This window comes from Achromobacter sp. 413638 (assembly GCF_043119405.1).
Lineage (GTDB): Bacteria > Pseudomonadota > Gammaproteobacteria > Burkholderiales > Burkholderiaceae_B > Achromobacter.
Map to the genome: position 1 here is coordinate 1 of NZ_JBICCO010000092.1, position 26,006 is coordinate 26,006.

Sequence of the window (26,006 nt, forward strand, 5' to 3'; positions counted from 1 at the left end):
TCCGCCGGCGAGTAGGCCGCTTGCGCGCCTTGCTCGGCGGATGCAGCCGCGCGATTGCCGCGCGGCTTGCCGCCAGATTTGCCGCCAGCGGGCTTGCCGCCCGCCCTGGCCCCGGCCTTGTTGCCCGACGCGGCGCCGCGACCGCCAGGCTTGCCGCCCTTGCGGTTGCCATCAACGCTCCCACCGCCCGCCAACGGATGACCATTGGCGTACCCGCCCGCGATCATCAGGCCGGTGCCGAACGGATCGGAGGGACAAGCGGCGGCCTGGCCGGCGCTGCCCTGGCGGCCGCCTTGCAGCTTGCCGCGACGGCCGATGCGCGCGCCGTTCATGCCGTTGCGGTCCATGGTGCCAAAACCCGGAGGCAAGGCACTGTCATGCGATTGCGGCTGCTTGGAGCGGCGGCGGTTGCCGCCGCTGGAATCGTCGTCTTCGCGCAACAGACCCAGCTGGACCATCAGCGCCGTGACCAGCGAGGCATCCAGTTCGTCCCAGCGGCCGCGGCGCAGCGTGCGCGGCAGCACGATGTCGCCGAAGCGGGTGCGAATCAGCCGGCTGACGGTGACGCCCACGGCCTCGAACATGCGGCGGACCTCGCGGTTGCGCCCTTCCTGCAGCGTGACGCGATACCAGCGGTTGCTGCCGTCCCCGCCCAGATAGTCCAGCGCGCCGAACGCGGCCAGGCCGTCTTCCAGCTCGATGCCCTCGACCAGGGAGCGGCGCTGCGCTTCGTCCATCTCGCCCAGCACGCGCACGGCGTACTCGCGCTCGGTGCCGTAGCGCGGGTGCATGATGCGGTTGGCCATGTCGCCCGAGGTCGTGAAGATCAGCAGGCCCTCGGTGTTCAGGTCCAGGCGCCCCACCGACAGCCACTTGCCGGTGCGCAGCTTGGGCAGGCGCGCGAACACGCTGGCGCGACCGCCCGGATCGTCGTGGCTGACGATCTCGCCGGCCGGCTTGTGATACAGGATCACGCGCGGCGGCTTCTTGGTATTGGTGCGCATGATCGGCTTGCCGTTCACGCGCACTTGGTCATTCGGGGCAACGCGCTGGCCGATGTGGGCGGGCTCGCCATTGACCGACACGCGGCCGGCCACGATCAGCTCTTCCATCTCGCGGCGCGAGCCGATGCCGGCGTCCGCCAGCACCTTGTGCAGCTTCGGCATGACCGCTTCGCTGTTCAGGTACTTGCCCAGCCGCTGCTCCATGCGGTCGGCGGTATCCAGATAGGACAGCGCCTGTTCGGCTTCCTGCTCGCCGCCACGGGAATCCTGCGACTCGACCGGGGCGGACGGAGCAGCGGCCTTACCTTCCGCGGCCGGCGCCTGTTCGGCGGCGGCATCGCCGCGACGGCGGCGGAACGGCGTGCGCAACTTGCGGCCGCGGCCACGGGCGGCATCGCCTTCGGCAGCCGGCTCGCGAGCGGCGGAGGCTTCCGGCTGCGCGCCGGAAATGGCGTCATCCGGACGGGGATTGTCGTCCTGCATTGCTGTATTCGTTGTCACTGGGACAGCTCCGAATTTCAAACTTGGGAGGGCCTGCCGGCGGCAGGCTCATCATCATCAGGAGGCACGGGCTCTCGGCCCGCATCGGTTTGTTCCGCGGCGTCGCCATCGGGCGAGCCGTCGGATGCAGCATCCTGCAAGGGCCGGGCGGCGGGCCCATGGCCAACCTCCGGCTCAGGTCCGGCAGCGCCTTGCGGCGCAACGCCGTCCGTGTCATTCAGGTCATTCGATTTCGCCGATTCCGCATGTCCGGCGGCATGATCCGCCGCGATCTCGTCGGCGGACTCCACGTCGGTATTGGAAATATCATTGCCGACCGCAGCGCCGAGGGTATCGGCATGCGCATCGGGCTCAGGACCGGCGCCGGATGTCTCGTCAGCGGAGGCGGCGGCATGGCCAGCGCCCGGAAGTTCGGGCTCGCCGGACAGACCGTCCGCCGGCGATCCTGCAGCCAGCTGGTCCGCAAGACCAGCGTCGCCATCATCGCGCGAAAGCGAGGATTCTACGCTATCGTCCGCCGCCACGGAAACCGGCAACGACGGAACAGACAATTCCGCTTGCGGAATACTGTCGCCGGCGTCACCACCCGCGACGTCGAGTTCCGCCTGAACGCCCGCCCCATCCTGCGGCGCATCGCCCTCTGCGGCAGCGGCAGCCTCGCCCTCGGCCGGCGCCTCGCCCAGCGGCTGCGCATCGCCCAGGTCCAGCCCGGCCAGGGCCGCGGCAGCCTGCGCCGATTCCAGCGGAGGCAGCTCATCCAGCGCACGCAGTCCCAGGTCATCCAGAAACTGGCGGGTCGTGCCGAACAGCGCGGGCCGCCCTGGCGCGTCGCGATGGCCGATCACTTCGATCCAGCCACGATCCTCGAGCGCCTTGACGATCTGGGACGACACGGTGACGCCGCGTATGTCCTCGATATCACCGCGCGTCACCGGCTGGCGCCAGGCGACGATCGCCAGCGTTTCCATAACGGCGCGCGAGTACTTCGGCGGCTTCTCGGGACTCAGCCGCTCCAGGTAGCGCTGCATTTCAGGACGGCTCTGAAAGCGCCAGCCCGTGGCCAGCTGCACCAGTTCCAGGCCACCGTCGGCCCAATTGGCCTGCAAGGTTTCCAACAGCCCGCGCAAGGCGGTGTTGTCGAATTCCTCATCGTTGCCGAACAGCTTGCGCATGTCGGCCAGTTGCATCGGCTGCACGGCGCACAGAAGTGCGGTTTCCAGGACGCGTATTGCCTCGCTATCGTTCATCGACATTCATATTCAAAGTGGACCAACTTGCGTTGGATGGAAAATAAGGCTAATATTCTTTTCTCAGACGCGGGGTGGAGCAGTCTGGCAGCTCGTCGGGCTCATAACCCGAAGGTCGTAGGTTCAAATCCTGCCCCCGCAACCAAATTGATCAAGGCCTGGCATCTGCCGGGCCTTTTTCATTTGCGCTCGCGATACCGAGATCAGACGGACGCAGGCGCGGATGCAGACACGGATGCAGACACACACCCCCGCGACAGCCACGGCGGAACGCTCCGCCAGATCGGCGACTCCGCGAATGACTGCGTAGGTTTGCGACATACTCAAGAGACATTCCTGTTTGGCGCCCGGCCACCCTGCTGACGACGGATATGCCGGATATCCGCACACTCGGGCTGGAGCAATGCGTGTGCGCAGCCCTGCTGCGGCAAACGCTTAATCAAATTCCGGAAAAGCGGGCATATAAAGCCCACGCAGCCTGCGGACACTCCGGCAATCCGGAGCCATACGCCGCGGCGATCGATAATCAAGGACCCGATACGTCAGGCATCGGACGGCTGGCGAAATCCTGCGCCGAAAACCGGACTCCCGATGCGCTCCCTCCGCACGGACGGCATTCCGTTCCGCGCCGCTACGGCCACCCATCTGGCCGCACCCGTGATTTTTGGACGTTTTCTAAGACTATATCCTAGCGAACATTGGCCCCGCCGCAAATCGTGATCCGGAATCGTGTTCCACCACGCCGCGCAAGGCGCTCAGGCGGGCAAATTATACCGCCATATACCTGACCCTCAAGCGCCGGCCGGCTTGTCCCAAGGCGCCGGTCCCAGTCGTTCCACCAGAAAATCCAGCATGGACCGCAGCACCAGCGGCATCTGCCGGCGCGACACATAGACGCCGTAGATGCCCAATTCCTGCGGCCTGGCCTGGGGCAGAATGACCCGCAACTGGCCGGACGCAATGTATTCGGCTGCGTAGTAGGTCGGCAGCATCGCGATCCCCGCCCCCTCCAGCGCGGCGCGCAACAGAACCGATACCTCGTTGGCGCTGATATTCCCATCGACCGGCACATCAACAGGCTCGCCGTCGCGCTCGAAGCGCCAGAGGCTCTTGCCGAAGTAGGAATGCGTCAGGCAGTTGCGCAAGGACAGGTCTTCGATCCGGGCCGGCTCCCCTTCCCGCTCAAGATAATCCGGAGAGGCGCACACCACCGAGCGACAGACGGCCAGCTTGCGGGCGATGAGATTGGGATCCAGGTCATTGGTGATGCGCACTGCCAGATCCACCCGCTCCTCGACCAGATTGACGGCGCGCTCGACCAGCATCAGATCCACCGACGTGCCCGGATGCAGCTTGACGTAATCCGCCACGATGCCCGCCAGATGACGCGAGCCGAACGACATGCTGGTCGTGATCCGCAACAGCCCCTTGGGCGTATCGTCGGGCGTGGATACGGCGCTGCGCAGATCCCCCACCATGTCCAGCATCTGCCGGCAACGCGGCAGCGTTTCGGCGCCGGCGGGCGTCAGGCTGAGCCGGCGGGTCGTGCGGTGCAACAGCCGCACGCCAACCCACTGCTCCATTTCGGCCAGATATCGCGACACCATGGCCCTGGACATGTCCAAATGCACGGCCGCCGCCGACAAGCTCCCTCTGTCGGCGACCTCGACAAACACCTGCATGGCTTTCAAGCGATCCATGATTGTCTCGAATCGTGCATAAGACGGTTCCGTTTATACCGTACTTCCATGCATTTTCCGTACATGCGATACGGCAAAGGGCGCGATTCGCGCACCGACCGTCTCATGCGGGCAACTGGCCCAGGGCGCGCCGCAGGCAGGCCTGCACCTCGGCCGCGTCCGGTCCGCGCAGGATACACACCAGGCGGGACACCCGCTCGTCCGACGGCCACTGCGGCAGCGTCCGCAGGGGATACAGCTCGCCATGCACGCCGTGCACCTCACAAGGCAGCGTCTCGCCTTCGAAACAGACCAGGCCCTTCAGGCGCAACAGGCCTTGCCCATACCGCTCCTGGACCAGCGAGATGCCCGCCAGGAAGGCCGCGCGACCAATGGGTGCATCCAGAGTCAGGCTGAAGCTGGACACCATGCCATGCCTGCCCGCCACCGGCTGCGCGAACGCCCGCAACCAGTTCGACAGCTCCGCCCGCCGCGTCGCGGCATCCGGCCAGCCCGCCAGCGCCTCGACCAGTGGCGAGTCCTGGCGCTGCACGCAGCGCCTTGCACCCGGATTGATGGCCTCGACCTGCCGTTGCAGGGCCTGCAACGAGGCATCCTCTGCCAGGTCGGCCTTGCTGAACACGACGGTGTCCGCCAGGGCCAGCTGACGGGCTGCCTCGGGCTGGTCGGCCAACTGCCCCGCGCCATGCTGCGCATCCACGACCACGATGGCGCCGCGATAGGCATAGCGCTCGGCCAGGAAGCGATCGTGCTTCAGCGTGAACAACACGGGCGCCGGGTCGGCCAGGCCGCTGGTCTCGATGAGCACGCGGCGAAATGGCTTGATCTGCCGGCGCAATGCCAGCATGAACAAGTCCCGCAACGCATCGACCACCGCGCCGCTGACCGCGCAGCACAGGCAGCCGCCTTCGACCAGCATGATGTTGTCCTGGGCCAGGCGCACCAGGTGGTGGTCCACGCCCACGTCGCCATACTCGTTGATGATCACCACCGCGTCCGAATAGGCCGGTTCCTGCAGCAGGCGGTTGAGCAGCGTCGTCTTGCCGCTGCCCAGAAACCCGGACAGCACGGTCACGCCGATGCGTTTTTCTTCGTCCATGAACCTCGATTCCACCCGCGGCATCCGCCGCTCTCACACCCGGACTCAATCACCGGAAGCCTCCGCCCGCCTCCAGATGGGAAACAGGCAAGACCGGGCCGGCCCGCGACCATGATGCGGCAAACGCGGGACGCGTCGCAAGCCAGAAACAGCCTTTTGGAACGCACAACGACGGGCCACTGCCGGCCCCCCCCCCCCCCGCCCCCACTGGCGTCGTGGATGCAAGGACCGCTCGCACACAGCACCACACTCGCTACAGCGGCAGGCAGCCCAGGACATGAAAACCGGGCATCGAAAACGGGCACCAGAAAACTGGTGCCGGAAAGCCAAAAGGGCCACTCACTTGCGTGAGTGGCCCCAAAATTCTTTGGCTCCCCGAGCTGGGCTCGAACCAGCGACCTGCGGATTAACAGTCCGTCGCTCTACCGACTGAGCTATCGGGGAACTGCTAAGAAACGAGATTATGAACGAAAATTTTGAAGTATGCAAACGCCGATTTTTTTGCCAGAAAACGCGTCTCTTGTTTCCCATTGCAAAAAAACTCTGATATGATTTCGGTCTTTCCAGATCAGGCCCTAAAAACCCCGATCCTGGGAAGAGCAAAAGAGCAAGTAGATTTTTTTGCCCGCCACGGGAGTCATTCCAAGGCATCAGGGCAAATGGTCTTGCCGGCATAGCTCAGTTGGTAGAGCAGCGCATTCGTAATGCGAAGGTCGTAGGTTCGACTCCTATTGCCGGCACCAGAATTCCAGGAAAAAGCAGCCGCCAGGCTGCTTTTTTCGTTTGCGGGTCCGGCACCGCCGCCAGCGCGCGCTCACCCGCGCCGCCACCCGCCCAAGGGTTGCCACCACAGCGCCGCCCTCCCTTTCCCAAACGCCGCAACAATGCAGCCAGCGCGCTGCGGGGAACTCGGACACGATCCCCCACATCCAATCTGCAGGACTCCTTTCCGCCACACACCGCCCATGCGCATCCTGCTCGTCGAAGACGACACCATGATCGGCGAAAGCGTGCTCGACTGCCTGCGCGCCGAACACTACGCGGTCGACTGGGTCAAGGACGGCAACGCCGCCGACCTGGCCCTGCGCACCGGCCCCTATGACCTTATCCTGCTGGACCTCGGCCTGCCCCGACGCGACGGCCTGACGCTGCTGCGCGAACTGCGCGCCCGCAAGGACCGCACGCCGGTCCTGATCGCCACCGCCCGCGACGCCGTCAGCGACCGCATCGCGGGACTGGACGCGGGCGCGGACGACTACATCGTCAAACCCTATGACGTGGACGAGCTGCTGGCCCGCATGCGCGCGCTGATCCGGCGCAGCGCCGGACGCGCCGAGCCCGTCTATGAGCACAAAGGCGTGAGCATCGACCCGCAATCGCGCGAAGTCACGGTCAACGGCGCGCCCGTCACGCTGACCGCGCGCGAATGGGCCGTGCTGGAACCGCTGATCGCGCGCCCGGGCATGATCTATTCGCGCGCCCAGCTCGAGGAAAAGCTCTACAGCTGGAAGGACAGCGTCAGCAGCAACGCCGTCGAGGTATATATTCATGGCCTGCGCAAGAAGCTGGGTCAGGACCTGATCCAGAACGTCAGGGGCGTCGGCTATGTCATACCCAAAACATGAGCATTCCGCTTAGCTATTCCTTGCGGGCCAGGCTGCTGTTCTTCCTGCTTGCCGCCATCGTGGTCGGCTCGCTGGTGCAGGGCACGATCGCCTACCGCAGCACCTTGCAGCAGGCCGACGACATCTTCGATTCGCTGCTGCAGCGGACCGCGCTGTCGCTGGGCACCGGCGACGGCCTGCTCAGCACCGGACCGACGCATGCGCGCGGCGCCGGCACGCCCTTCGCCGACGATCTCATCATCCAGATCTGGACGCCGGACGGACTGCGCGTCTTCAACTCCCGTTCGCGGCAGCCGCTGCCGGACCAGATCGTGCTGGGCTTCTCCGACGCCAAGGTCGAAGGCAGCACCTACCGCGTCTATTCGCTGGCCACGCCATTCCAGGTGATCCAGGTGGCGCAGGACATGGGCGTGCGCACCCACATGGCGCGCTCCCTGGCGCTGCGCACCATCGCGCCGATCGCCGCGGCCGCGCCACTGCTGATGCTGGTCATCTGGTGCGTGGTCAGCTGGTCGCTGCGGCCCGTGAAACGGGCGCGGGCGCAGGTGGCCGCGCGCCAACCCGAAGACCTGTCGCCCGTCAGCACCGAGGGCGTGCCGGACGAGATCCGCCCGCTGCTGCAGGAACTGAACCTGCTGCTGGAGCGCATGCGCGGCGCCTTCGCGCTGCAAAAGCAATTCGTCGGCGATGCCGCGCACGAGCTGCGCTCGCCGCTGGCGGCGCTGCGCCTGCAATCGCAAGCCTTGCAACGCGCGGGCGATCCCGAGTCCCGCCGCGTGGCCGAGCAACGCCTGACGGCCGGCATCGACCGCGCCACCCGCCTGATCGAGCAGTTGCTGTCGCTGGCCCGCCATGAAGGCGCGGCCGAGCGCCCGGCGCCGGACCGCGTCGACCTGGACGACGTCGTCCGGCAGGCCGTGTCCGAAACGCTGCCGGACGCCAACGCGAAATCCATCTCGCTCGCCATGCATGCACCCGCGCCGATTCAGGTGCGTGGCCATCGCGACGATCTCGTGCTGCTGGTCCGCAACCTGCTGGACAACGCGATCAAGTATTCGCCGCCCGGTTCGCGCATCGACCTCGGCCTGACCGCGCCGGACGGCCGCGCCTCGCTCACGGTCGACGACCAGGGCCCCGGCATCGCGCCCGCAGAGCGCGCGCGCGTCTTCGACCGCTTCTACCGCGCCGAGGGCAACAGCCAGCACGGCAGCGGCCTGGGCCTGGCGATCGCCCGCTCGATCGCCGAAGGCCACCATGCCTCGATCGCCCTGGAAGACACGCCCGGCGGGCAGGGCTTGCGCGCGCGGGTGGATTTTCCCGCCGCCTGACCCCTCTCGCGCCACGGCGTCCGGCCCTGCCCCGCCAGTCTTAAGATTCCCCTAAGCATCAAGCCCGAACATGGCTCCATGTCCTTCAACATGAACGCAGGAGCCGACATGAAGACCACGCTACTGAAACCCTCTCGCCTGGCGCTGGCGCTGCTGGCCGCGGGCACGATCGGCGGCGCGGGCGCCGCCGCTACGCTGGGCGCGATGACGCCGGCCGTCGCCGCGCCGGCGCCCGCCGCGTCCGCCCCCATAGCGCCATCCAGCCCGCCGAATTTCGCGCAGATCACCCGCGACTATGGCCCCGCCGTGGTCAACATCAGCGTCAGCGGCACGCGCAAAGTCTCGGCCATGGACGACGACGACCCCTTCGCCCAGTTCTTCGGCCAGATCCCCGGCGCGCGCGGCCGCATGCCGGCGCGCGAGGTGCCGATGCGCGGCGAGGGCTCGGGCTTCATCATCAGCAGCGACGGCCTGATCCTGACCAATGCCCACGTCGTGCAGGACGCCAAGGAAGTCACGGTCAAGCTGACAGACCGCCGCGAATACCAGGCCAAGGTGCTGGGCGCCGACCCGCAGACCGATGTGGCCGTGCTCAAGATCGAGGCGAAGAACCTGCCGGTGGTGAAGACCGGCGATGTCAACCAGTTGCAGGTCGGCGAATGGGTGCTGGCCATCGGCTCGCCCTACGGGCTGGAAAACACGGCGACCGCCGGCATCGTCAGCGCCAAGGGCCGCTCGCTGCCGGACGACACCTCGGTGCCGTTCATCCAGACCGACGTGGCCGTCAACCCCGGCAACTCGGGCGGACCGCTGTTCAATGATCGCGGCGAAGTGGTGGGCATCAATTCGCAGATCTACAGCCGCACGGGCGGCTTCCAGGGCCTGTCCTTCTCCATCCCGATCGACGTGGCCTACAAGATCAAGGACCAGATCCTCGAACACGGCAAGGTCCAGCACGCGCGGCTGGGCGTGACGGTGCAGGAAGTGAATCAGGACCTGGCCAATTCATTCAAGCTGGAAACGCCGACGGGCGCGCTGGTCGCCAGCGTCGAAAAGGGCAGCGCCGCCGAACGCGCCGGCCTGCAGCCGGGCGATGTCGTGCGGCAGATCAACGGCAAGACCATCGTGTCGTCCGGCGACCTGGCGTCGATGATCACGCTGGCCTCGCCCGGCGACAAGCTCAAGCTGGATGTCTGGCGCAATGGCTCGCCCAAGGAACTGAGCGCCACGCTGGGCGGCGTGCCGAAGGACAAGGCGACCGCGTCGTCCGACACCCGGGAAGTCCAGCGCGGACAGCTGGGCCTGGCGTTGCGCCCGCTCAGTCCGCAGGAGCAGCGCCAGTCCGGCGCCGAGGGCCTGCTCATCGAGCAGTCCGCCGGCCCTGCCGCCAAGGCCGGCATACAGCCGGGCGACGTGCTGTTGTCGCTGAACGGCGTGCCTGTGCGCGACATCGAGCAGGTCAAGGCGGAACTCGCCAAGGCCGGCAAGACGGTCGCGCTGCTGGTGCAGCGCGGCGACGACAAGATCTTCGTACCGGTGCGGATCGGCTGATCCGCGCGCGCTTACTCCGCGTCGGGCTGCTTGCCCGGCGCGGCGGCATCGAAGCCCGGCAGCTCGCGGCAGGCCGCGTCGATGCGCACGACCGTGGGCATGGCGGACAGATCGCACTCCAGGCGACGCGCGTTGGCCACCTGCGGCACCAGGCAGATATCGGCGATGGTGGGCGCGTCGCCGTGGCAATAGCGGCCGGTGGCGGACGAGGCCGTCAATTGCGCCTCGAAGGCCTGCAGCCCCTGGTGCACCCAATGGCGGTACCAGGCGTTCTTGGCGTCTTCGTCCACGCCCAGGGTGTGCTTCAGGTACTTCAGCACGCGCAGATTGTTCAGCGGATGCGTGTCGCAGGCGATGCCCAGCGCCAGGTCCCGCACCCGCGCGCGGCCGATGGCGTCGGCCGGCAGCAGCGGCGTCTGCGGATGGGTTTCTTCCAGGTATTCGATGATGGCCAGCGACTGGCCGATGACCGCATCGCCGTCGATCAGCGTGGGCACCAGCGCCGTGGGATTGAGCTTGCGGTAGTCGGCCGACAACTGCTGGCCGCCATCCTTGAGCAGGTGCACCGGCACGTACTCATAGGACAGCCCCTTCAGGTTGAGCGCGATGCGCACGCGATAGGCCGCCGAACTGCGGAAGTAGCTGTACAACTGCATGTCTTCTCCTTGATTTCGCGCCGCGCGGGGCCTACCCGGGCCCCGCCGCCGGCTTCTTATTCGAGCGGTTCCACCCGCGCCTTGCGCGACAGCCCCTTGGGCAGCGGGAAGGCCACGTTTTCCTCCAGGCCCGGCATGGTGCGGACCGATACCGCGCCCAACTCCTTGACGCGTTCGATCACCTGCTGCACCAGGATTTCCGGCGCGGACGCGCCGGCCGTGACGCCGATGCGCTGGCGGCCGGCCAACCATTCCGGCTGGATCGAGTGCGCGCCGTCGATCAGATACGAGGCCACGCCCTTGCGCTCGGCCACTTCGCGCAGACGGTTGGAGTTCGAGCTGTTCGGGCTGCCGACCACCAGCACCAGATCGCAATCCGGCGCCAGGATCTTGACCGCGTCCTGGCGGTTCTGCGTGGCGTAGCAGATGTCGCTCTTCTTTGGTTCGACGATATTGGGAAAGCGCGCCTTGAGCGCCTGCGACACGGCGGCCGCGTCATCCACCGACAGCGTGGTCTGCGTGACATAGGCCAGGTTGTCGGGATCGGCCACCTGCAGGCCGGCCACGTCCTCGACGGTCTCGACCAGGTACATGCCGCCCTGCGCCTGTCCCAGCGTGCCCTCGACTTCCGGGTGGCCCTTATGGCCGATCATGATGATCTCGCGGCCGGCGGCGCGCATGCGGGAGACCTCGATATGCACCTTGGTCACCAGCGGGCAGGTGGCGTCGAACACCTGCAGGCCACGGGCGTCGGCTTCGGCGCGCACGGCCTGTGACACGCCGTGGGCCGAGAACACCACGATGGCGCCCGCGGGGGCGTCCTCGAGCTCGTCGATGAACACCGCGCCCTTGGCGCGCAGGTCTTCCACCACATAGCGGTTGTGGACGATCTCATGGCGCACGTAGATCGGCGCGCCATGCAGTTCCAGCGCGCGCTCGACGATGTCGATGGCGCGGTCCACCCCGGCACAGAAGCCGCGCGGCTGCGCCAGCACGACCTCGGCGCCGGCGGCGGTAACGGGCTCGCTCATCACAGCACTCCCAAGAGCGCCACGTCCACGCGCAGGCGCACGCCCGCGAGCGGATGGTTGAAATCGAACAGGGCGGACTCGTCGTTGATTTCCTTCAGCACGCCCGAATAGCGCCCGCCGTTCGGCGCGGCGAACTCGACCAGATCACCCGGCTCGAACGTCGCGTCGGCGCCGGCGTGCTCGGCCAGCATCTTGCGGGTGACGCGCTGGATCAGCTCGGGATTGCGGTCGCCATAGGCGTCGACCGGCTCCAGCTCGAAGCCGAAGCGCTCGCCTTCGGCGCGACCGACCAGCGCGGCCTCCATGCCCGGGGCCCACTGGCCGCTCCCCATCTGCAGCGTCGCCGGACGACCGTCGAAGGTGTCGGTGAAGACCGAATCCTTGCCCGGCCCGGAAGCCAGCGTGATCCGATAGTGCAGCGTCAGGTAGGAATCCGGACGGACAAAAACGTTCACTTCATTAGAGGCGATGCTCAAGATCTGCCACCGTATAGAAACATTGACCAAACCCTGATTTTAGAGCCTCTTATGAATTTGTCTGTCCGCCTGCCCGAACACGGGCGTCCCCGGGAACGGCTGCTGCGTCACGGGGCTGCCGCCCTGAGCGATGCCGAACTGCTGGCCATCGCCCTGCGCACGGGCCTGCCGGGCCTGGATGTGCTGAACCTGGGCAACCAGCTGCTCGACCGTTTTTCCGGCCTGCGCGGGCTATTGGGGGCCACACCGGAGGAACTGCTGGCCGTGCCCGGCCTGGGCGCGGCGAAAGCCTGCATGCTGGCCGCCGTCCTGGAGCTGGCGCGGCGGGCCATCGAGGAAGATCTCACCCGCGACACCGCCCTGGACCACCCCCGGCGCGTCAAGCAGTACTGCAAGACCACGCTGGGCCACCGGCGGATCGAGCATTGCGTCGGCCTCTACCTGGACAGCCAGCTGCGCCTGATCGCCAGCGGTGAACTCGCGCGCGGCACCCTGTCGCAGGCCTCGGTCTATCCGCGCGAAGTCGTGCGCGAAGCGCTGCGCCACCATGCCGCCGCCGTGATCATCGCGCACAACCACCCCTCGGGCCTGGCCGAGCCCAGCGCCGCCGACCAGGCCTTCACCCGGCACCTGAAGCAGGCGCTGGCGCTGGTCGACGTGCGGCTGCTCGACCACCTGATCGTGGCGGGCAACAGCGTGGTGTCCATGGCCGAATGCGGCGCGCTCTGACGCCTGCTCGCGGCCAGGGCTGCGCGGCGCGCCGGAATCCGTTAGACTCGCGTCCGCAAATGCTTTAGGCTTGAGCTAAATCCCGGCACACCCTCGTTGCGCGCCCTCATGAAACGCCTGTGGGATATCTCCCCGCCCGTCTCCGCGACCTCGCCCGTCTTTCCGGGCGACACGGCCTATACCCAGAAATGGAAATGGTCGCTTGAGCCCGGCTGTCCGGTCAATGTCAGCGAGATCACCATGTCGCCGCATATCGGCGCGCATGCGGACGCTCCGCTGCACTACGCCAACGGCGCGCAGGCCATCGGCGCCGTCGCGCTGGAGCCGTTCCTGGGCCCCTGCCGGGTGATCCACGCCATCGATTGCGGCCCGCTGATCCAGATCGAGCACATCGCCCACGCCGTCGGCGGCCTGCCGCCACGCGTGCTGGTTCGCACCGCCAAGCATGCGGCGCAGGACTGGTGGACCGACGACTTCTCCGCCTACGCTCCCCAAACCATTGAATGGCTGGCCGAACGCGGCGTCATGCTGATCGGGCTGGATACGCCCAGCATCGACCCCGCGTCCAGCAAGACCCTGGACAGCCATCACACCATCCTGCGGCACGACATCCGGGTACTGGAGAACCTGGTGCTCGACGACGTGCCGGAGGGCGATTACGAGTTGATCGCATTGCCGTTGGCTCTGGTCCAGGCCGATGCCAGCCCGGTGCGCGCCGTCTTGCGCGAACTGGGCTGATCCGCCAGCTTTTTCTATGAAGCAAGACCATGGGAAACCTACTCCATCCGCGCGCGGCGTCCGGCCGCGCCCGCCGGCGCGCCCCTGACTGGCGCAGCCTGCCCGCATCCGCCCGGCGCGCCGCGCCGCCCTGCCAGGGAGGCCACGCATGAGCGCCCCCCAACGCCCCGAAGACATCGTCCACCAGGAAAAGGCGCAGCTCGATTTCGCGCGCGACATGACCTACGGCGATTACCTGCACCTGGACGAACTGCTGGGCGCGCAGCACCCGCTGTCGCCCGAACACAATGAAATGCTGTTCATCGTGCAGCACCAGACCAGCGAGCTCTGGATGAAGCTGATGCTGCATGAGCTGCGCGCCGCCGTGGGCTGTGTCGCGTCCGACCAGTTGCAGCCTGCCTTCAAGATGCTGGCCCGCGTCAGCAAGATCATGGAGCAGCTGGTCCACGCCTGGGACGTGCTGGCCACCATGACGCCGCCCGAGTATTCCGCGCTGCGCCCGTACCTGGCGCGTTCCAGCGGCTTCCAGAGCTACCAGTACCGCCAGATCGAGTTCCTGCTGGGCAACAAGAACGCGGCCATGCTCAAGCCCCACGCGCACCGCGAGGACCTGCTGGCCCAGGTGCGCCAGGCTTACGAGACGCCCTCGCTGTACGACGAGTCGCTGCGCCTGCTGGCCCGTCGCGGGCTGGACGTGCCGGCCGAATTGTTGCAGCGCGACTGGACCCAGCCCTACCAGGCCTCGGCCGGCGTCGAACAGGCCTGGCTGACGGTCTATCGGGATACGGACCGCTACTGGGACCTGTACCAGCTGGGCGAAAAGCTGACAGACCTGGAAGACGCGTTCCGCCTGTGGCGTTTCCGCCACGTCACGACGGTCGAACGGGTCATCGGTTTCAAGCGCGGCACCGGCGGCACGTCGGGCGTGGACTACCTGCGCAAGATGCTGGAAGTGGTGCTGTTCCCCGAGATCTGGAAGCTGCGCACGGACCTCTGAGCGGCGATCTGCCCGCCTTGAATCCGTCCCCTTAATAGGGCGCCAGACCGTGCCCGCGCCGCTTTCGAGCTGGCGCGGGCCGGAAATCACATGCTAGAATGCGGGGTTACTTTTCGGATACGTGGCTGAAAGTGCGCCTGGCAGTCATTGCGGCGCTTCGGCTGGCGACCCTAACTCTTGAAAGCGGCTCACGCGAGCCCTAGGAAAGCACCATGAAAGAAGGCATTCACCCCGACTACCGCGAAGTCGTTTTCGCCGACCTGCAAACGGGCAGCAAGTTCATCACCCGTTCGACGGTGCAAACCCGCGAAACGATCGAGCTGGACGGCAAGACCTACCCGCTCTTCAAGTGCGACGTGACGTCCGAATCGCACCCGTTCTACACGGGCGCCCAGACCCGCATCGTCGAAACCGGCCGCGTGGAAAAGTTCCGCGCCCGCTTCGCGCGCACCGCAGGCACGGTCAAGTCCGCTTCCTGATTCTGTCGCTCCCGTCCCGGGAGCCACAGCGAAAAAGGCAGCCTTCGGGCTGCTTTTTTTTCTCCCGCCCGGCTCGGCCGCCATTGAAAGGCTGGCGCTTGCCCGCCACTCGGTTACAGTAACGCCCGTGTCCCCACTTTCGATTTCCACCCCGGCCCGGCTGACGTCCGTGGCCACCGCAAAACTGCCAAGGCTGGTATTGCTCGGCCTGGCGCTGGCCTATATCGTGGCCGGCCTGTTCATGCGCGACCCCTGGAAAACGGACGACGCGGTTGGCCTGGCCACCATGATCACCGCCATACGCGAAGGCGGCATCACCTGGCTGCTGCCGCAGGTCGGGCATCTGGCCCACGCCGAGGAAGGCCCGCTGATCACCTGGGTCGGCGCGATCTCGATCTGGATCTTCGGTCCGTTCATCGGTGACATCACCGCAGGCCGCCTGCCCAACCTGCTCTGGTTCGGCATCACCGCGTCCAGCGTCTGGTACGGCACCTATCTGCTGGGCCGCCGTTCGGAGGCGCAGCCGCTGGCCCTGCCCTTTGGCGGCGAACCGTCGCCGCGCGACTACGGCCGCATGCTCGCCGACGCCGCCCTGCTGCTGCTGCTGGCCACCGTCGGCATCCTGCAGCGCACGCACGAAACCACCGTCATCCCCGCCATCATGGCCTGCCAGGCGCTGGCGTTCTATTCACTGGCGCGCAGCATCGACCGCCCGCTGACCGGCGCGACCACGCTGGCCATCGCGCTGGCGGCCAGCTTCCTCACGCGCGGCTGGATCGGCGCCATTCCGATCATGGCTGGCGCGCTGCTGACCTTCTATCCGCGCAGCCAATTGTGGCGCCGCAAGCGCTGGCTGCCCTGGATCGTCCTGTTGACCGCGGCGCTGATCCTGGCGTGGTGGATCCCCGCCACGCAGGGCAGCGAATACTGGATCCGCAACTGGAAGATCTGGAACCTGTCCTCCTTCGCCGGCCCCGACCTGCCCGACATGGGCCGCACGCTGCGCGACCTGCCCTGGTATCTGTGGCCCGCCTGGCCGCTCGCCCTGCTGGCTGTCTGGCGCTGGCGCGCGTGGATCTACGCGCCGCATATCTGGGTGCCGCTGATGCTGTTGATCAGCTCGGCCCTGCTGCTGTTCGGACTGGCCGAGCCGTCCGATTCGGAATACGCGCTGCTGGCCGTGCCTTGCGCCGTGCTGGCCGCGTTCTCGCTGCCGACCCTGCGACGCGGCGTGGTGAACACGCTGGACTGGTTCGCCGTCATGTGCTTTTCACTGACGGTGGCCACGGCCTGGCTGGGCTGGGTCGCGGTGAACTTCCAATGGCCCGCCCAGATGTCGCGCAACATCGGCCGCCACACCACCGGCTATGAGCCGTCGATTTCGTGGGTCGCCTTCGGGTTGGCGCTGCTGGTCACGATCGGCTGGGTGGCGCTGGTGGTCTGGCGCCTGCGCGTCAAGCCGCAGGCGCTGTGGCGCGGCACGGTGCTGTCCGCCGGCGGCCTGACCGCCACCTGGATTCTGCTGGTGCTCCTGTGGCAGCCCGCCGTCGACTACGCGCGCAGCTACCGCATCATGTCCGGCCAGCTGGCCCAGGCGCTGGAGCAGAACCTGCGTCCCGGCGAATGCGTGCGCGGACTGAGCCTGGGCAGCGGCCAGCGCGCCTCGTTCCTCATCTTCAACAATCTGACGTTCACGTTCGATTCCAAGTGCACGGTGGTGCTGCAGCAAACCACCAACCAGAGCCTGCGCGACAACACCGCGGCCTACAGCGACGGCGCCGAGGTGCTGTGGCAAGGCGGCCGCCGCGCCGACCGCCACGAAGTGTTCCGCCTGCTGCGCGTCACGCCCAACCGATGACGCCCGCTCATCAGGGGCCCCCGGGCTTTGGCGCCACGCTGCGTGGCATCGCCCGGCAGGCCTGGCCCGTGCTGGTCAGCCAATGGGCCGGCATCTCGTTCGGCGTGCTGGACACCGCCATGACCGGCCACGCCAGCCCCACCGACCTGGCGGCGATGGCGCTGTCGGCCTCGATCTACATCACCATCTTCGTCGGCCTGATGGGCGTGGTGCACGCGCTGATTCCCATCCTGGCCCAGCACTTCGGCGCCGGCAACAACACCGAGGTCGGCCGCAGCTGGGGCCAGGGCGTCTGGCTGGCGCTGGGCCTGTCCGTCGTGGGCGCGATCCTGATGCTGTTCCCCGACGTCTGGCTGTCCATGTCGGGAGACGTCGCGCCCGACGTGCGCGAGCGCATCGCCTCCTATCTGCGCGCCCTGGTGCTGGCGATGCCCGCGGCGCTGGTGTTCCGCACCATCTACGCGCTGGGCACCGCGGTGTCGCGCCCCAAGCTGGTGATGGCGATCAACCTGGCCGCCATCGGCGTCAAGGCCCTGCTCAATTGGGTATTCATCTACGGCAAGCTGGGCCTGCCTGCCCTGGGCGCGACCGGCGCCGGCATGGCCACCGCCGTGGTTTCCTGGATCAGCCTCGGCCTGGGCCTGTGGGTCATCACGCACGACCGCTACTACCGCCGCTTCCAGCTGCGCGTGGGCAAGCCGGACTGGAAGTCGCTGAAGGAATTGCTGCGGCTGGGCATCCCGATGGGCGGCTCCTATCTGGTGGAGGTCTCGGCCTTCACCTTCATGGCGCTACTGGTGGCCCGCGAAGGCACGCTGGTGACCGGCGGACACCAGATCATGTCCAACCTGGCCGCGCTGTGCTACATGATGCCGATGGCGCTGGGCGTGGCCACGGCGGCGCTGACGGCACAGGCCATCGGCGCCGGCAAGCTGGACCAGGCGCATCGCATCGGCATGGCCGGTCTCACGCTCGGCCTGATGGGCGCGCTGCTCACCGCCGCGGTGCTGCTCATCGGCCGCCCGCTGATCCTGGCCGCCTACACCGACAAGGCCGAAGTGGCCGCGGTGGCCGCCACGCTGCTGGCCGTGCTGCCGCTGTTCCACCTGTTCGATTCCATGCAGTGCATCAACTCCTACCTGCTGCGCGCCTACAAGATCGCCGTGGTGCCGCTGCTGCTGCAGACCGTGGCGCTGGCCGGCGTCGGCCTGGTGGGCGGCTGGTGGTTCGGCTTCGGCCCCGGCAAGGGCGGACTGGACTGGCTGCGCCTGATCCTCGCGCCCGGATCGCCCCAGGGCGCCGGCACGATGTGGTTGATGGCGATGGCCGGACTGGCGCTGTCGGCCGCGCTGCTGCATTACTGGTATCGCCGCATCGTGCGCCAGGCCGCCCTTGAGGCCGGCCGCGCCTGATACGCGCATCCTCCCGTCCGAAAAAAAGAGCAGCCCAGGGGCTGCTCTTTTCCTTGCCCAACCAGAAAGCGCCGGCCGGACCGACCCGGATACACGCCAGGCCTGATGCGCCCTACTTCGGACGCTTGTCGATCACGCGGCGCGCCTTGCCGGTCAGCGTGCGCTCGACATGGCCCGCGTCCGACACCTGGATGCGCGCGCTGACGCCGATGTGCGTCTTGACCGCGTGCTGCAGCTGCTTGCCCAGCGCCGCGCGGTCCGCGTCGGACAGGGTCGAGAACTCGGCGCGCACCTCGGTCAGGATTTCCAGCTCGTCCATATTGCCGGTGCGCGACAGCACCAGCTGGTAGTGCGGCGCCAGCTGGGCGATCTTCAGCACCAGTTCCTCGACCTGCGTCGGGAACATGTTCACGCCGCGCACGATCAGCATGTCATCGCTGCGGCCGGTGATCTTGCCGATGCGGCGCATGCTGCGCGCGGTGGGCGGCAACAGGCGGGTCAGGTCGCGCGTGCGGTAGCGCACGATGGGCATGGCTTCCTTGGTCAGCGAGGTGAACACCAGTTCGCCCGGTTCGCCGTCGGCCACGGGCTCGCCGGTGTCGGGGTTGATGATCTCGGCGTAGAAGTGGTCTTCCCAGACGACCGGACCGTCCTTGGTCTCGACGCATTCGCTGGCCACGCCCGGCCCCATCACTTCCGACAGGCCGTAGATGTCCACCGCGTCGATGCCGGCCTCGGCCTCGATGTCGGCGCGCATCTGGCCGGTCCAGGGCTCGGCGCCGAAGATGCCGATGCGCAGCGAACTTTGACGCGGATCAATCCCCTGGCGACGCTGCTCCTCCAGAATATTGCAGAAGTAGGACGGCGTGACCATGATGATGTCCGGACGGAAATCATTGATCAGCTGGACCTGCTTTTCGGTCTGTCCGCCGGACATGGGAATGACGGTGCAGCCCAGGCGCTCGGCGCCGTAGTGCGCGCCCAGCCCGCCCGTGAACAGGCCGTAGCCATAGGCCACGTGCACGGTGTCGCCCGGCTTGCCGCCGGCGGCGCGGATCGAGCGCGCCACCAGATTGGCCCAGTTATCCAGGTCGCCCTTGGTGTAGCCCACCACGGTCGGCTTGCCAGTGGTGCCGCTGGATGCGTGGATGCGCGAGATACGCTCGCGCGGCACGGCGAACATGCCGAACGGATAGTTCTCGCGCAGTTCCTTCTTCGTGGTGAAGGGAAACTTGGAAATATCGGACAGCTGCTTCAGGTCGTCCGGATGCACGCCGGCCTCGTCGAAGGCCTTCTTGTAGTGCGGCACGTTGTCGTAGGCGTGCTTGAGCGTCCACTTCAGGCGCTCGAGCTGCAAGGCGCGCAGTTCGTCGATGCTGGCATGCTCGATGGGGTCCAGCCCCGGCTTGCTCATGGTGTTGGACATGGTATCTCTCTCCTGGAATGCTCTCTTGGCGGCTGCGGACGGCACCGCGGGCGCCATGCGCGCCCGCTTCCGGCCCCGCCGGCGTCTCGTGATCGATGATCTGATCGGTGATCGGTTAAAGGAAATCTCGCTCAGGCGTCGGCAGGCACTCCGACGATCTGGCCTTTGATCCGATAGGACCGGCCACGGAAAATGGCCACGTTGCGGCCGTCCTGGTTGGTGACGGTCACGTCGTAGACGCCGGTGCGACCGGCCAGCGAGCGTTCCTGGGCCACCGCCGTCAGCAGGTCGCCCTCGAAACCGGGCGCCAGGAAATCGATGGTGCAGCCCGACGCCACCGTGCTGACGTTGCGCGAATTGCAGGAAAACGCGAATGCGCTGTCGGCCAGGGCGAAGATGAAGCCGCCATGGCAGGTCTTGTGGCCGTTGAGCATGTCGGGCCGCACGCGCATGGTCAGGCGCGCGTAGCCGGGCGCCATTTCCTCGACCTTCATGTCCAGGCCCTGCGAGGCCGCGTCGCCGGCGTACATCACGGCGCCGACGGCCTGCGCCAGTTCCTGGGGATCGGACGGCACATCAAGCTGGGGAACGTGTGTGCTCATCATTGCCCCTTGAACTGCGGTTCGCGCTTGTCCAGGAACGCGGCCACGCCCTCGGCGTAATCGGCGCTGCGGCCCAGCTCGCGCATCATGTCGCGCTCCAGGTCCAGCTGCGTCGCCAGGTCGTTGGCCAGGCTGGCCTGCAGGGCGCGCTTGGTAAACGCCAGGCCCTTGGTCGGCGCCTTGGCGAAATGCTGCGCCAGCCGCTCCAGCGTGGCGTCGAACTCGGCATCGGCCACGCATTGCCAGATCAGGCCCCAGTCCTGCGCCTGCTTCGCGCTGAGCTTATCGCCCAGCAACGCCAGGCCGGCCGCGCGCGCGCGTCCGACCAGGCGCGGCAACACGAAGGTACCGCCGGTGTCGGGAATCAGGCCAAGCTTGCAGAAGGACTGGATGAAGCTGGCCGATTCCTTGGCGATGACGATATCGCCAGCAAACGCCAAATTGGCGCCCGCCCCCGCCGCCACGCCATTCACCCCCACCACCACGGGCATGGGCAGCGCGTTGATGCGGCGAACCAGAGGACCGTAGTACTTGTCGACGGTCTCGCCCAGATCCGGCGGCGTGCCATCGGCCGCGGGCCGGCGCTCGCTCAGATCCTGCCCGGCACAGAAACCGCGGCCGGCGCCGGTCAGCACCAGCACGCGCGCGCCTTCGTTCTCCACCCGCGTCATCGCATCGGCCACTTCGCCGTGCATGTTGGCGGTGAAGCTGTTCAGCTTGTCCGGGCGATTCAGCGTCAGGCGCGCAATGCCGCCAGACAGATCGAATTGAATATCTTGATAGCTCATGTCAGTCATCCATAGCGCCGGGCGCCATCGCAGCGAGGTCTCACACAATCGGGGCCGCACGGATCCGGCTCTGCCGGTCCGTAGCGGCGCCCCCTGGGGGGAAGCGCGCAGCGCTTCGGGGGGGGTCACACGTGTTTTCTAGTCTGGACCACGCGGAAGCGATTGGCGACGAAGGCCGAGTCCGACAGCGCGGCGTTGGCGGCGGGGTTGGCGCCGGTGCCGTGGAAATCACTGAAGGCCGCGGTCTGGTTGACGAACACCGCGCCCGTCAGATTCAGCGACAGCGACACGCCCGACACTTCGGCCGCGTCCTGGATGCGCTCGGCGACGGCGTCGTCGGTGGTGTAGGCCGACAGCGACAAGGCGCCGTGACGGATCACGCTGTCGCGCGCCAGCTGGATGCTGTGTTCGGTGGAATCGGTGGCCACCACAAAAGCGATGGGACCGAACCACTCCTGACCGATGGCCGGATTGCCGGCCTGGGCGGACAGCAGCAGCGGCGTGCGCACGCGGGCATTCTCGAATTGCGGGTGGACCAGCGGCTTGCTGTCGGCCAGCACCGGCAGGCCCAGCGCACGGGCCTTCTCGATGCGCTCGACCACGCCTTCGTTCTGGATCGCGCCGGTCAGCTCGACCGCGCGGGCGGCGTCGGCGGTGGTCTTTTCCAGCGCGGCGGCCAGGGCACCCGCGACCTCGTCGAAGCTGACACGGCCTTCCGGCGTCTGGATGCCGTCGCGCGGCACGTAGATGTTCTGCGGCGCCGTGCACATCTGGCCCGAGTACAGGGCCAGCGAGAACGCCAGGTTGCGCGCCACGCCCTTCAGGTCGCTGGCCGAATCGATGATGACCTGGTTGACGCCGGCCTTCTCGGTGTAGACCAGGGCCTGGCGGGCGTTGTCTTCCAGCCAGTTGCCATTGGCGCTGCTGCCGGTGAAGTCGACGATCTTGACGGCGGGATCCAGCGCCAGCTGCTGCGCGGTGTCATCGCCGGCGGCATGCGCGGCCAGCAGCACCACGTTGGGGTCGAAGCCCGCTTCGGCCAGCACTTCGCGCGCCACCTTCACGGTGATGGCCAGCGGCAGGATCGCGCCCGGATGCGGCTTGACGATGACGGTGTTGCCCGTGGCCAGGCTGGCGAACAGGCCGGGATAGCCGTTCCAGGTCGGGAAGGTGGAGCAGCCGATCACCAGCGCCACGCCGCGCGGCACCACGGTGAAGTGCTTTTCCATGCGGATGGGATCGTTCTTGCCCTGCGGCTTTTCCCAGACCGAGATGCCGGGAATGCGCGACATTTCCTGCCACGCGTAGGTCACGGCCTCGAAGCCGCGGTCCTGTGCGTGCGGACCGCCGGCCTGGAAGGCCATCATGAAGCCCTGGCCGGTGGTGTGCTGCACCGCGTAAGCGATCTCGAAGCTCAGCTTGTTCAGGCGCGACAGGATTTCCATCGACACGCCGACCCAGGCGCGCGGGCCGGCGCGGCGCCATTGCTCCAGCGCCTTGGACGACGCGGCCACCAGCTTGGCGGCGGGCACGCGCGGATAGGTGATGCCCAGTTCGAAGCCGTAGGGAGATGCCTCGCCGCCCACGCTGCCTTCGGCGCCGGGCAGGTCCAGCGGGAAGGGCTTGCCGCGCAGCGCCTCGAAGGCGGCGCGGCCGTCGTCATTGGCGGTCTCGCCGTAGTGGCGCGGGCTGGGCGACTCGGCAAACGGGCTCCAGTAGCCGCGCAGCGCGGCGGCGGCCATGGCCTGTTCCAGCAGGGCCTGGTGACGCTCGAAGAATTGCTCTGACACTGTGTCTCTCCAAAATGAATGATGTCGGCCTGGCGGACGCCGGCTCAGGTTTCCTGGTCGAAGTCGATGACCAGGCGGTCGCTGACCGGAAAGCTCTGGCAGCTGAGGATGAAGCCGCGCGCGACCTCATAGTCTTCCAGCGCGAAGTTGGCGTCCATGTCCACTTCGCCCTCGACGACCTTGCAGCGGCAGGTGGAACACACCCCGCCCTTGCACGAGTACGGCAGTTCTATCCCTTGCGCCAGCGCCGAATCCAGCACGCTGTCCTTGTTCTTGTCGATGACGAACATCCTGCTGTGGCCGTCCTGGACCACGGTGACTTCGCACTGCCCCTTGCCGGGAGCCTGTCGGGCTTCCTGGCCGGTGCGCAGGGCGCGCGGGCCCTTGGGCGCGCCGAACAGCTCGAACTTGATGTTCGACTTCGGAATACCGCGAGCCTGCAGGCGCTCGACCACGCTTTCGGTCATGGTCTGCGGACCACAGACAAAAGCGTAATCGATATCGGCCGGGCTCATCCAGGCCGACATCAGCTGGTCAACCTTGTCGCCGTCCAGACGGCCGTTGAACAGTTCGATGTCCTGGGTTTCGCGGCTCATGACATAGACCAGCGAGAAGCGGTCCATGTACAGGTTCTTCAGGTCTTCGATTTCCTCGCGGAACAGCACGGCCGACGAGGCGCGGTTGCCGAAGAACAGCGTGAACTTGCTCTTGGGCTCGGTCGACAGCGCGGTCTTGACCAGCGAGAACACCGGGGTGATGCCGCTGCCGACGGCGAAAGCCACGTAGTGGCGTTCCTGCTCGGGCGAGAAATCGACGGTGAAATTGCCGGCCGGCGCCATCACTTCCAGGGTCTGGCCGGGTTGCAGCTCATGGTTGGCCCAGCTGGAGAACGCGCCCTCGTCCACCCGCTTGATCGCCACGCGCAGGCGCTTGTCGCTGGGGGCCGAACAGATCGAATACGAGCGGCGCAGCTCTTCGCCGTTGAGCTGGGTGCGCAGGGTCAGATACTGGCCCGGCAGGAAGGCGAACTCGTCGGCCAGCGTCTCGGGCAGGTCGAACGTCACCACCACGGCGTCGCGCGTGTTGCGCGCGACCGAGGCGACCTTCAGGGAATGGAATTGGTTCTGGCTCATTGTCTCAACCACTCAGTGGGTCTTGAAATAATCGAAAGGCTCGCGGCAGGCGACGCAGCGGTACAGCGCCTTGCACGACGTGGAGCCGAAATCGCTGACCAGGCGCGTGTCGCGCGAGCCGCAGCGCGGGCACTCGATGGCGGGCGCGGCGCGGCGACGGCTGATGCCGGAGATGTCGACGGCGCGCTCGGCGGGCGCGGCGATGCCGTAGCCCTTGAGCGCGGCGCGGCCCTTCTCGCTCATCCAGTCGGTGGTCCAGGCCGGCGCCAGGCGGGTCTCGACGCGCGCGTCGTCGACGCCGTGCCGCGCCAGCGTGGCCGCGATGTCCTGCGTGATCTCGCGCATGGCCGGACAGCCCGAATAGGTGGGCGTGATCACGACCACGCAGGTCTCGCCGTCCCAGCGCACGTCGCGCACCACGCCCAGGTCCACCACGGAAAGCACGGGGATCTCCGGATCCGGCACTTCCTGCAGCCAGTCGAAGACCTGGCCGGCGGACACGGGCGCCATGGCGTTCACCACTTAGCTCCCGGATAGGCGCGCGGCAGGAATTGCATCTCGGCCAGCACGTAGCCCAGTTCCTCGCTATGCCGGCCCTGGCGGCCGCCGCGATGGGCGGGATGGCTCGCGGCTGCGGCGTCCGGCACGGACAGCGTGGCCTCGCCCAGCACCTCGGCCACGTGGCGGGCCCAGGGCTCGCGCAACTCGGACAACAGACAGCCGATGCCGCGCGCGGCCAGGTCCTGGTCCACGGCGTCGTCAAAGAACAGCTCGCCCGTGAAGCGCCAGGCATCGTCGATGGCGGCCTGCATCTTGGCGTGGCTTTCGGCCGTGCCGTCGCCCAGGCGCACCACCATGTCCGACGAACGGCGCACGTGATAGGTGACTTCCTTGAGCGCCTTGGCGGCGATCGCCGCGACGCGTTCGTCGGCGGACTGCTCAAGCTTCTGCAGCAGGAAGTAGTGCCAGACGTCAAACAGGAACTGGCGCGCCATGGTGTCGGCGTAGTTGCCGTTGGCGCGCTCGACCAGCAGCGCGTTGTGGAACTGGTGCGCGTCGCGCAGATAGGCCAGCGCGTCTTCGTCGCGGCCCGCGCCCTCGACCTCTCCGGCCAGGGTCAGCCACATGCGGGCCTGACCCAGCAGGTCCAGCGCGGTGTTGGTCAGCGCCAGGTCCTCTTCGAGGATGGGGCCGTGGCCGGTCCATTCGCCCAGGCGCTGCGACAGGATGAGCGTGGTGTCGCCCATGCGCAGCAGGAATTCAAAGAAATGCTTGTCCATGTCTCCCCCTCCCGCCTTACATGTGCTTGATTTCTTCGGGCATCGGGAAGAACGTGGGATGCCGGTAGACCTTGCTGTTGGCCGGCTCGAACAGCGGATCCTTGTCGCCGGGGCTGCTGGCCGAGATGTCCGACGCGCGCACGACCCAGATGCTCAGGCCTTCGTTGCGGCGCGTGTAGACGTCGCGCGCATGGTTGATGGCCATTTCGGCGTCGGGCGCGTGCAGGCTGCCGACATGCTTGTGCGCCAGGCCGTGCTGGCTGCGGATGAACACTTCCCACAGGGGCCAGTCTTTGCTCATGATGGATGTCCTCGGTGCCGGGCGCGCGATGCGCGTCCTGGTCTGCAATGGATAAAAAATAGGCCTGAAAATCAGTTGTTCCTGCTGCTGGCTTCTCACCCGCAACCGGGGTATCGCCCCATCCGGGTCGCGCGAAGCCGGCTTTGCCGGTCCGCAGCGACGCCCCCTTGAGGGGGAAGCGCGCAGGGGGGGGGGGGGGGGGGGGGGGGGGGGGGGGGGGGGGGGGGGGGGGGGGGGGGGGGGGGGGGGGGGGGG

The 26,006-nt window shown here is 67.3% G+C and carries 24 protein-coding genes and 3 tRNA genes; 11 read left to right on the forward strand and 16 right to left on the reverse strand.

Features of this window, described 5'->3' with window-relative positions:
* Together rluB and scpB are read right to left on the reverse strand one after the other, a co-directional pair.
* A partial coding sequence (gene rluB, locus ACEU5R_RS26945; protein ID WP_392412807.1) for a 23S rRNA pseudouridine(2605) synthase RluB occupies positions 1-1,487 on the reverse strand: 1,487 nt, incomplete at its 3' end.
* A gap of 35 nt (positions 1,488-1,522) precedes the next feature.
* Positions 1,523-2,758, reverse strand: coding sequence for an SMC-Scp complex subunit ScpB (gene scpB / locus ACEU5R_RS26950; RefSeq protein ID WP_392412809.1), 1,236 nt, complete (start codon positions 2,756-2,758; stop codon positions 1,523-1,525).
* Positions 2,759-2,820: 62 nt separating this feature from the next.
* Between scpB and ACEU5R_RS26955 the strand changes: the two genes are divergently transcribed.
* A tRNA-Met gene (locus ACEU5R_RS26955) sits at positions 2,821-2,897 on the forward strand.
* A 646-nt stretch (positions 2,898-3,543) separates the two neighbouring features.
* Here ACEU5R_RS26955 and ACEU5R_RS26960 read toward each other — a convergent pair.
* From ACEU5R_RS26960 to ACEU5R_RS26970, 3 genes are all read right to left on the reverse strand, one after another.
* A complete protein-coding gene (locus tag ACEU5R_RS26960) occupies positions 3,544-4,452 on the reverse strand; it encodes a LysR family transcriptional regulator (protein WP_103273393.1) in 909 nt (302 codons plus the stop codon).
* Positions 4,453-4,555: 103 nt separating this feature from the next.
* Positions 4,556-5,551 carry a CobW family GTP-binding protein gene (locus tag ACEU5R_RS26965; protein ID WP_392412811.1) on the reverse strand — a complete coding sequence of 332 codons (996 nt, stop codon included), beginning with the start codon at positions 5,549-5,551 and terminating at the stop codon, positions 4,556-4,558.
* Between the two features lie 368 nt (positions 5,552-5,919).
* Positions 5,920-5,995 (reverse strand) — tRNA-Asn (locus tag ACEU5R_RS26970).
* 223 nt (positions 5,996-6,218) lie between these two features.
* Here ACEU5R_RS26970 and ACEU5R_RS26975 point away from each other — a divergent pair.
* The 4 genes from ACEU5R_RS26975 (at position 6,219) to ACEU5R_RS26990 (ending at position 10,055) form a co-directional block, all read left to right on the forward strand.
* Positions 6,219-6,294 (forward strand) — tRNA-Thr (locus ACEU5R_RS26975).
* Positions 6,295-6,516: 222 nt separating this feature from the next.
* Complete coding sequence (locus ACEU5R_RS26980) at positions 6,517-7,176, forward strand: response regulator (protein WP_392412813.1); 660 nt, start codon at positions 6,517-6,519, stop codon at positions 7,174-7,176.
* Positions 7,173-8,504, forward strand: coding sequence for an ATP-binding protein (locus ACEU5R_RS26985; protein ID WP_392412814.1), 1,332 nt, complete (start codon positions 7,173-7,175; stop codon positions 8,502-8,504). Before ACEU5R_RS26980 ends, ACEU5R_RS26985 begins: the two co-directional genes overlap by 4 nt.
* Positions 8,505-8,612: 108 nt before the next feature.
* A complete protein-coding gene (locus tag ACEU5R_RS26990; protein ID WP_392412816.1) occupies positions 8,613-10,055 on the forward strand; it encodes a DegQ family serine endoprotease in 1,443 nt (480 codons plus the stop codon).
* Between the two features lie 11 nt (positions 10,056-10,066).
* Here ACEU5R_RS26990 and maiA read toward each other — a convergent pair whose 3' ends face one another.
* From maiA to ACEU5R_RS27005, 3 genes are read right to left on the reverse strand one after another with little or no spacing between them, the layout of a single operon-like run.
* Entirely contained in the window at positions 10,067-10,711 is a 645-nt protein-coding gene (gene maiA, locus ACEU5R_RS26995) for a maleylacetoacetate isomerase (protein ID WP_392412818.1), read from the reverse strand.
* Between the two features lie 56 nt (positions 10,712-10,767).
* Positions 10,768-11,742, reverse strand: a complete 975-nt coding sequence (gene ispH / locus ACEU5R_RS27000; RefSeq protein WP_212320282.1) for a 4-hydroxy-3-methylbut-2-enyl diphosphate reductase — start codon at positions 11,740-11,742, stop codon at positions 10,768-10,770.
* Complete coding sequence (locus ACEU5R_RS27005) at positions 11,742-12,218, reverse strand: peptidylprolyl isomerase (protein ID WP_103273386.1); 477 nt, start codon at positions 12,216-12,218, stop codon at positions 11,742-11,744. The genes ispH and ACEU5R_RS27005 overlap by 1 nt, the downstream gene beginning before the upstream one ends.
* 51 nt (positions 12,219-12,269) lie before the next feature.
* Between ACEU5R_RS27005 and radC the strand changes: the two genes are divergently transcribed.
* The 6 genes from radC (at position 12,270) to ACEU5R_RS27035 (ending at position 18,431) form a co-directional block, all read left to right on the forward strand.
* Entirely contained in the window at positions 12,270-12,947 is a 678-nt protein-coding gene (gene radC, locus ACEU5R_RS27010; protein ID WP_392412821.1) for a DNA repair protein RadC, read from the forward strand.
* Between the two features lie 108 nt (positions 12,948-13,055).
* Entirely contained in the window at positions 13,056-13,685 is a 630-nt protein-coding gene (kynB, locus tag ACEU5R_RS27015) for an arylformamidase (RefSeq protein WP_103273384.1), read from the forward strand.
* A 148-nt stretch (positions 13,686-13,833) separates the two neighbouring features.
* Positions 13,834-14,682 (forward strand): tryptophan 2,3-dioxygenase, encoded by an 849-nt coding sequence (gene kynA / locus ACEU5R_RS27020; RefSeq protein ID WP_212320291.1) that lies wholly within the window; start codon positions 13,834-13,836, stop codon positions 14,680-14,682.
* A 212-nt stretch (positions 14,683-14,894) separates the two neighbouring features.
* Entirely contained in the window at positions 14,895-15,161 is a 267-nt protein-coding gene (locus ACEU5R_RS27025) for a type B 50S ribosomal protein L31 (protein ID WP_103273382.1), read from the forward strand.
* A gap of 127 nt (positions 15,162-15,288) precedes the next feature.
* On the forward strand, positions 15,289-17,019 hold the full coding sequence (locus ACEU5R_RS27030) for an ArnT family glycosyltransferase (protein ID WP_392412823.1): 1,731 nt from the start codon (positions 15,289-15,291) through the stop codon (positions 17,017-17,019).
* Entirely contained in the window at positions 17,016-18,431 is a 1,416-nt protein-coding gene (locus ACEU5R_RS27035; protein WP_392412825.1) for an MATE family efflux transporter, read from the forward strand. Before ACEU5R_RS27030 ends, ACEU5R_RS27035 begins: the two co-directional genes overlap by 4 nt.
* Positions 18,432-18,543: 112 nt before the next feature.
* Here the strand turns inward: ACEU5R_RS27035 and paaK are convergent, their stop codons facing one another.
* The 8 genes from paaK to paaB all read right to left on the reverse strand — a co-directional run bounded on the left by paaK (position 18,544) and on the right by paaB (position 25,751).
* A complete protein-coding gene (gene paaK, locus ACEU5R_RS27040; RefSeq protein ID WP_103273379.1) occupies positions 18,544-19,857 on the reverse strand; it encodes a phenylacetate--CoA ligase PaaK in 1,314 nt (437 codons plus the stop codon).
* 131 nt (positions 19,858-19,988) lie between these two features.
* A complete protein-coding gene (gene paaI, locus ACEU5R_RS27045; RefSeq protein WP_392412828.1) occupies positions 19,989-20,459 on the reverse strand; it encodes a hydroxyphenylacetyl-CoA thioesterase PaaI in 471 nt (156 codons plus the stop codon).
* Positions 20,459-21,247, reverse strand: coding sequence for a 2-(1,2-epoxy-1,2-dihydrophenyl)acetyl-CoA isomerase PaaG (gene paaG / locus ACEU5R_RS27050; protein WP_103273378.1), 789 nt, complete (start codon positions 21,245-21,247; stop codon positions 20,459-20,461). The genes paaI and paaG overlap by 1 nt, the downstream gene beginning before the upstream one ends.
* A gap of 125 nt (positions 21,248-21,372) precedes the next feature.
* Positions 21,373-23,037, reverse strand: a complete 1,665-nt coding sequence (paaN, locus tag ACEU5R_RS27055; protein WP_392412830.1) for a phenylacetic acid degradation protein PaaN — start codon at positions 23,035-23,037, stop codon at positions 21,373-21,375.
* Between the two features lie 44 nt (positions 23,038-23,081).
* Positions 23,082-24,170, reverse strand: coding sequence for a 1,2-phenylacetyl-CoA epoxidase subunit PaaE (gene paaE, locus ACEU5R_RS27060; RefSeq protein WP_103273376.1), 1,089 nt, complete (start codon positions 24,168-24,170; stop codon positions 23,082-23,084).
* Between the two features lie 12 nt (positions 24,171-24,182).
* Complete coding sequence (paaD, locus tag ACEU5R_RS27065) at positions 24,183-24,689, reverse strand: 1,2-phenylacetyl-CoA epoxidase subunit PaaD (protein ID WP_103276374.1); 507 nt, start codon at positions 24,687-24,689, stop codon at positions 24,183-24,185.
* Positions 24,686-25,450 (reverse strand): 1,2-phenylacetyl-CoA epoxidase subunit PaaC, encoded by a 765-nt coding sequence (paaC, locus tag ACEU5R_RS27070; RefSeq protein ID WP_392412832.1) that lies wholly within the window; start codon positions 25,448-25,450, stop codon positions 24,686-24,688. Before paaC ends, paaD begins: the two co-directional genes overlap by 4 nt.
* A 16-nt stretch (positions 25,451-25,466) precedes the next feature.
* Complete coding sequence (paaB, locus tag ACEU5R_RS27075) at positions 25,467-25,751, reverse strand: 1,2-phenylacetyl-CoA epoxidase subunit PaaB (protein WP_006388300.1); 285 nt, start codon at positions 25,749-25,751, stop codon at positions 25,467-25,469.
* Positions 25,752-26,006: the final 255 nt, after the last annotated feature.

Bases quoted from the DNA above. Each gene is read 5' to 3' on its own strand.
- scpB (WP_392412809.1), bottom strand. From the start codon at position 2,758: ATGTCGATGAACGATAGCGAGGCAATACGCGTCCTGGAAACCGCACTT.
- ACEU5R_RS26960 (WP_103273393.1), bottom strand. From the start codon at position 4,452: ATGGATCGCTTGAAAGCCATGCAGGTGTTTGTCGAGGTCGCCGACAGA.
- ACEU5R_RS26965 (WP_392412811.1), bottom strand. From the start codon at position 5,551: ATGGACGAAGAAAAACGCATCGGCGTGACCGTGCTGTCCGGGTTTCTG.
- ACEU5R_RS26980 (WP_392412813.1), top strand. From the start codon at position 6,517: ATGCGCATCCTGCTCGTCGAAGACGACACCATGATCGGCGAAAGCGTG.
- ACEU5R_RS26985 (WP_392412814.1), top strand. From the start codon at position 7,173: ATGAGCATTCCGCTTAGCTATTCCTTGCGGGCCAGGCTGCTGTTCTTC.
- ACEU5R_RS26990 (WP_392412816.1), top strand. From the start codon at position 8,613: ATGAAGACCACGCTACTGAAACCCTCTCGCCTGGCGCTGGCGCTGCTG.
- maiA (WP_392412818.1), bottom strand. From the start codon at position 10,711: ATGCAGTTGTACAGCTACTTCCGCAGTTCGGCGGCCTATCGCGTGCGC.
- ispH (WP_212320282.1), bottom strand. From the start codon at position 11,742: ATGAGCGAGCCCGTTACCGCCGCCGGCGCCGAGGTCGTGCTGGCGCAG.
- radC (WP_392412821.1), top strand. From the start codon at position 12,270: ATGAATTTGTCTGTCCGCCTGCCCGAACACGGGCGTCCCCGGGAACGG.
- kynB (WP_103273384.1), top strand. From the start codon at position 13,056: ATGAAACGCCTGTGGGATATCTCCCCGCCCGTCTCCGCGACCTCGCCC.
- kynA (WP_212320291.1), top strand. From the start codon at position 13,834: ATGAGCGCCCCCCAACGCCCCGAAGACATCGTCCACCAGGAAAAGGCG.
- ACEU5R_RS27025 (WP_103273382.1), top strand. From the start codon at position 14,895: ATGAAAGAAGGCATTCACCCCGACTACCGCGAAGTCGTTTTCGCCGAC.
- ACEU5R_RS27035 (WP_392412825.1), top strand. From the start codon at position 17,016: ATGACGCCCGCTCATCAGGGGCCCCCGGGCTTTGGCGCCACGCTGCGT.
- paaK (WP_103273379.1), bottom strand. From the start codon at position 19,857: ATGTCCAACACCATGAGCAAGCCGGGGCTGGACCCCATCGAGCATGCC.
- paaI (WP_392412828.1), bottom strand. From the start codon at position 20,459: ATGAGCACACACGTTCCCCAGCTTGATGTGCCGTCCGATCCCCAGGAA.
- paaG (WP_103273378.1), bottom strand. From the start codon at position 21,247: ATGAGCTATCAAGATATTCAATTCGATCTGTCTGGCGGCATTGCGCGC.
- paaE (WP_103273376.1), bottom strand. From the start codon at position 24,170: ATGAGCCAGAACCAATTCCATTCCCTGAAGGTCGCCTCGGTCGCGCGC.
- paaC (WP_392412832.1), bottom strand. From the start codon at position 25,450: ATGGACAAGCATTTCTTTGAATTCCTGCTGCGCATGGGCGACACCACG.
- paaB (WP_006388300.1), bottom strand. From the start codon at position 25,751: ATGAGCAAAGACTGGCCCCTGTGGGAAGTGTTCATCCGCAGCCAGCAC.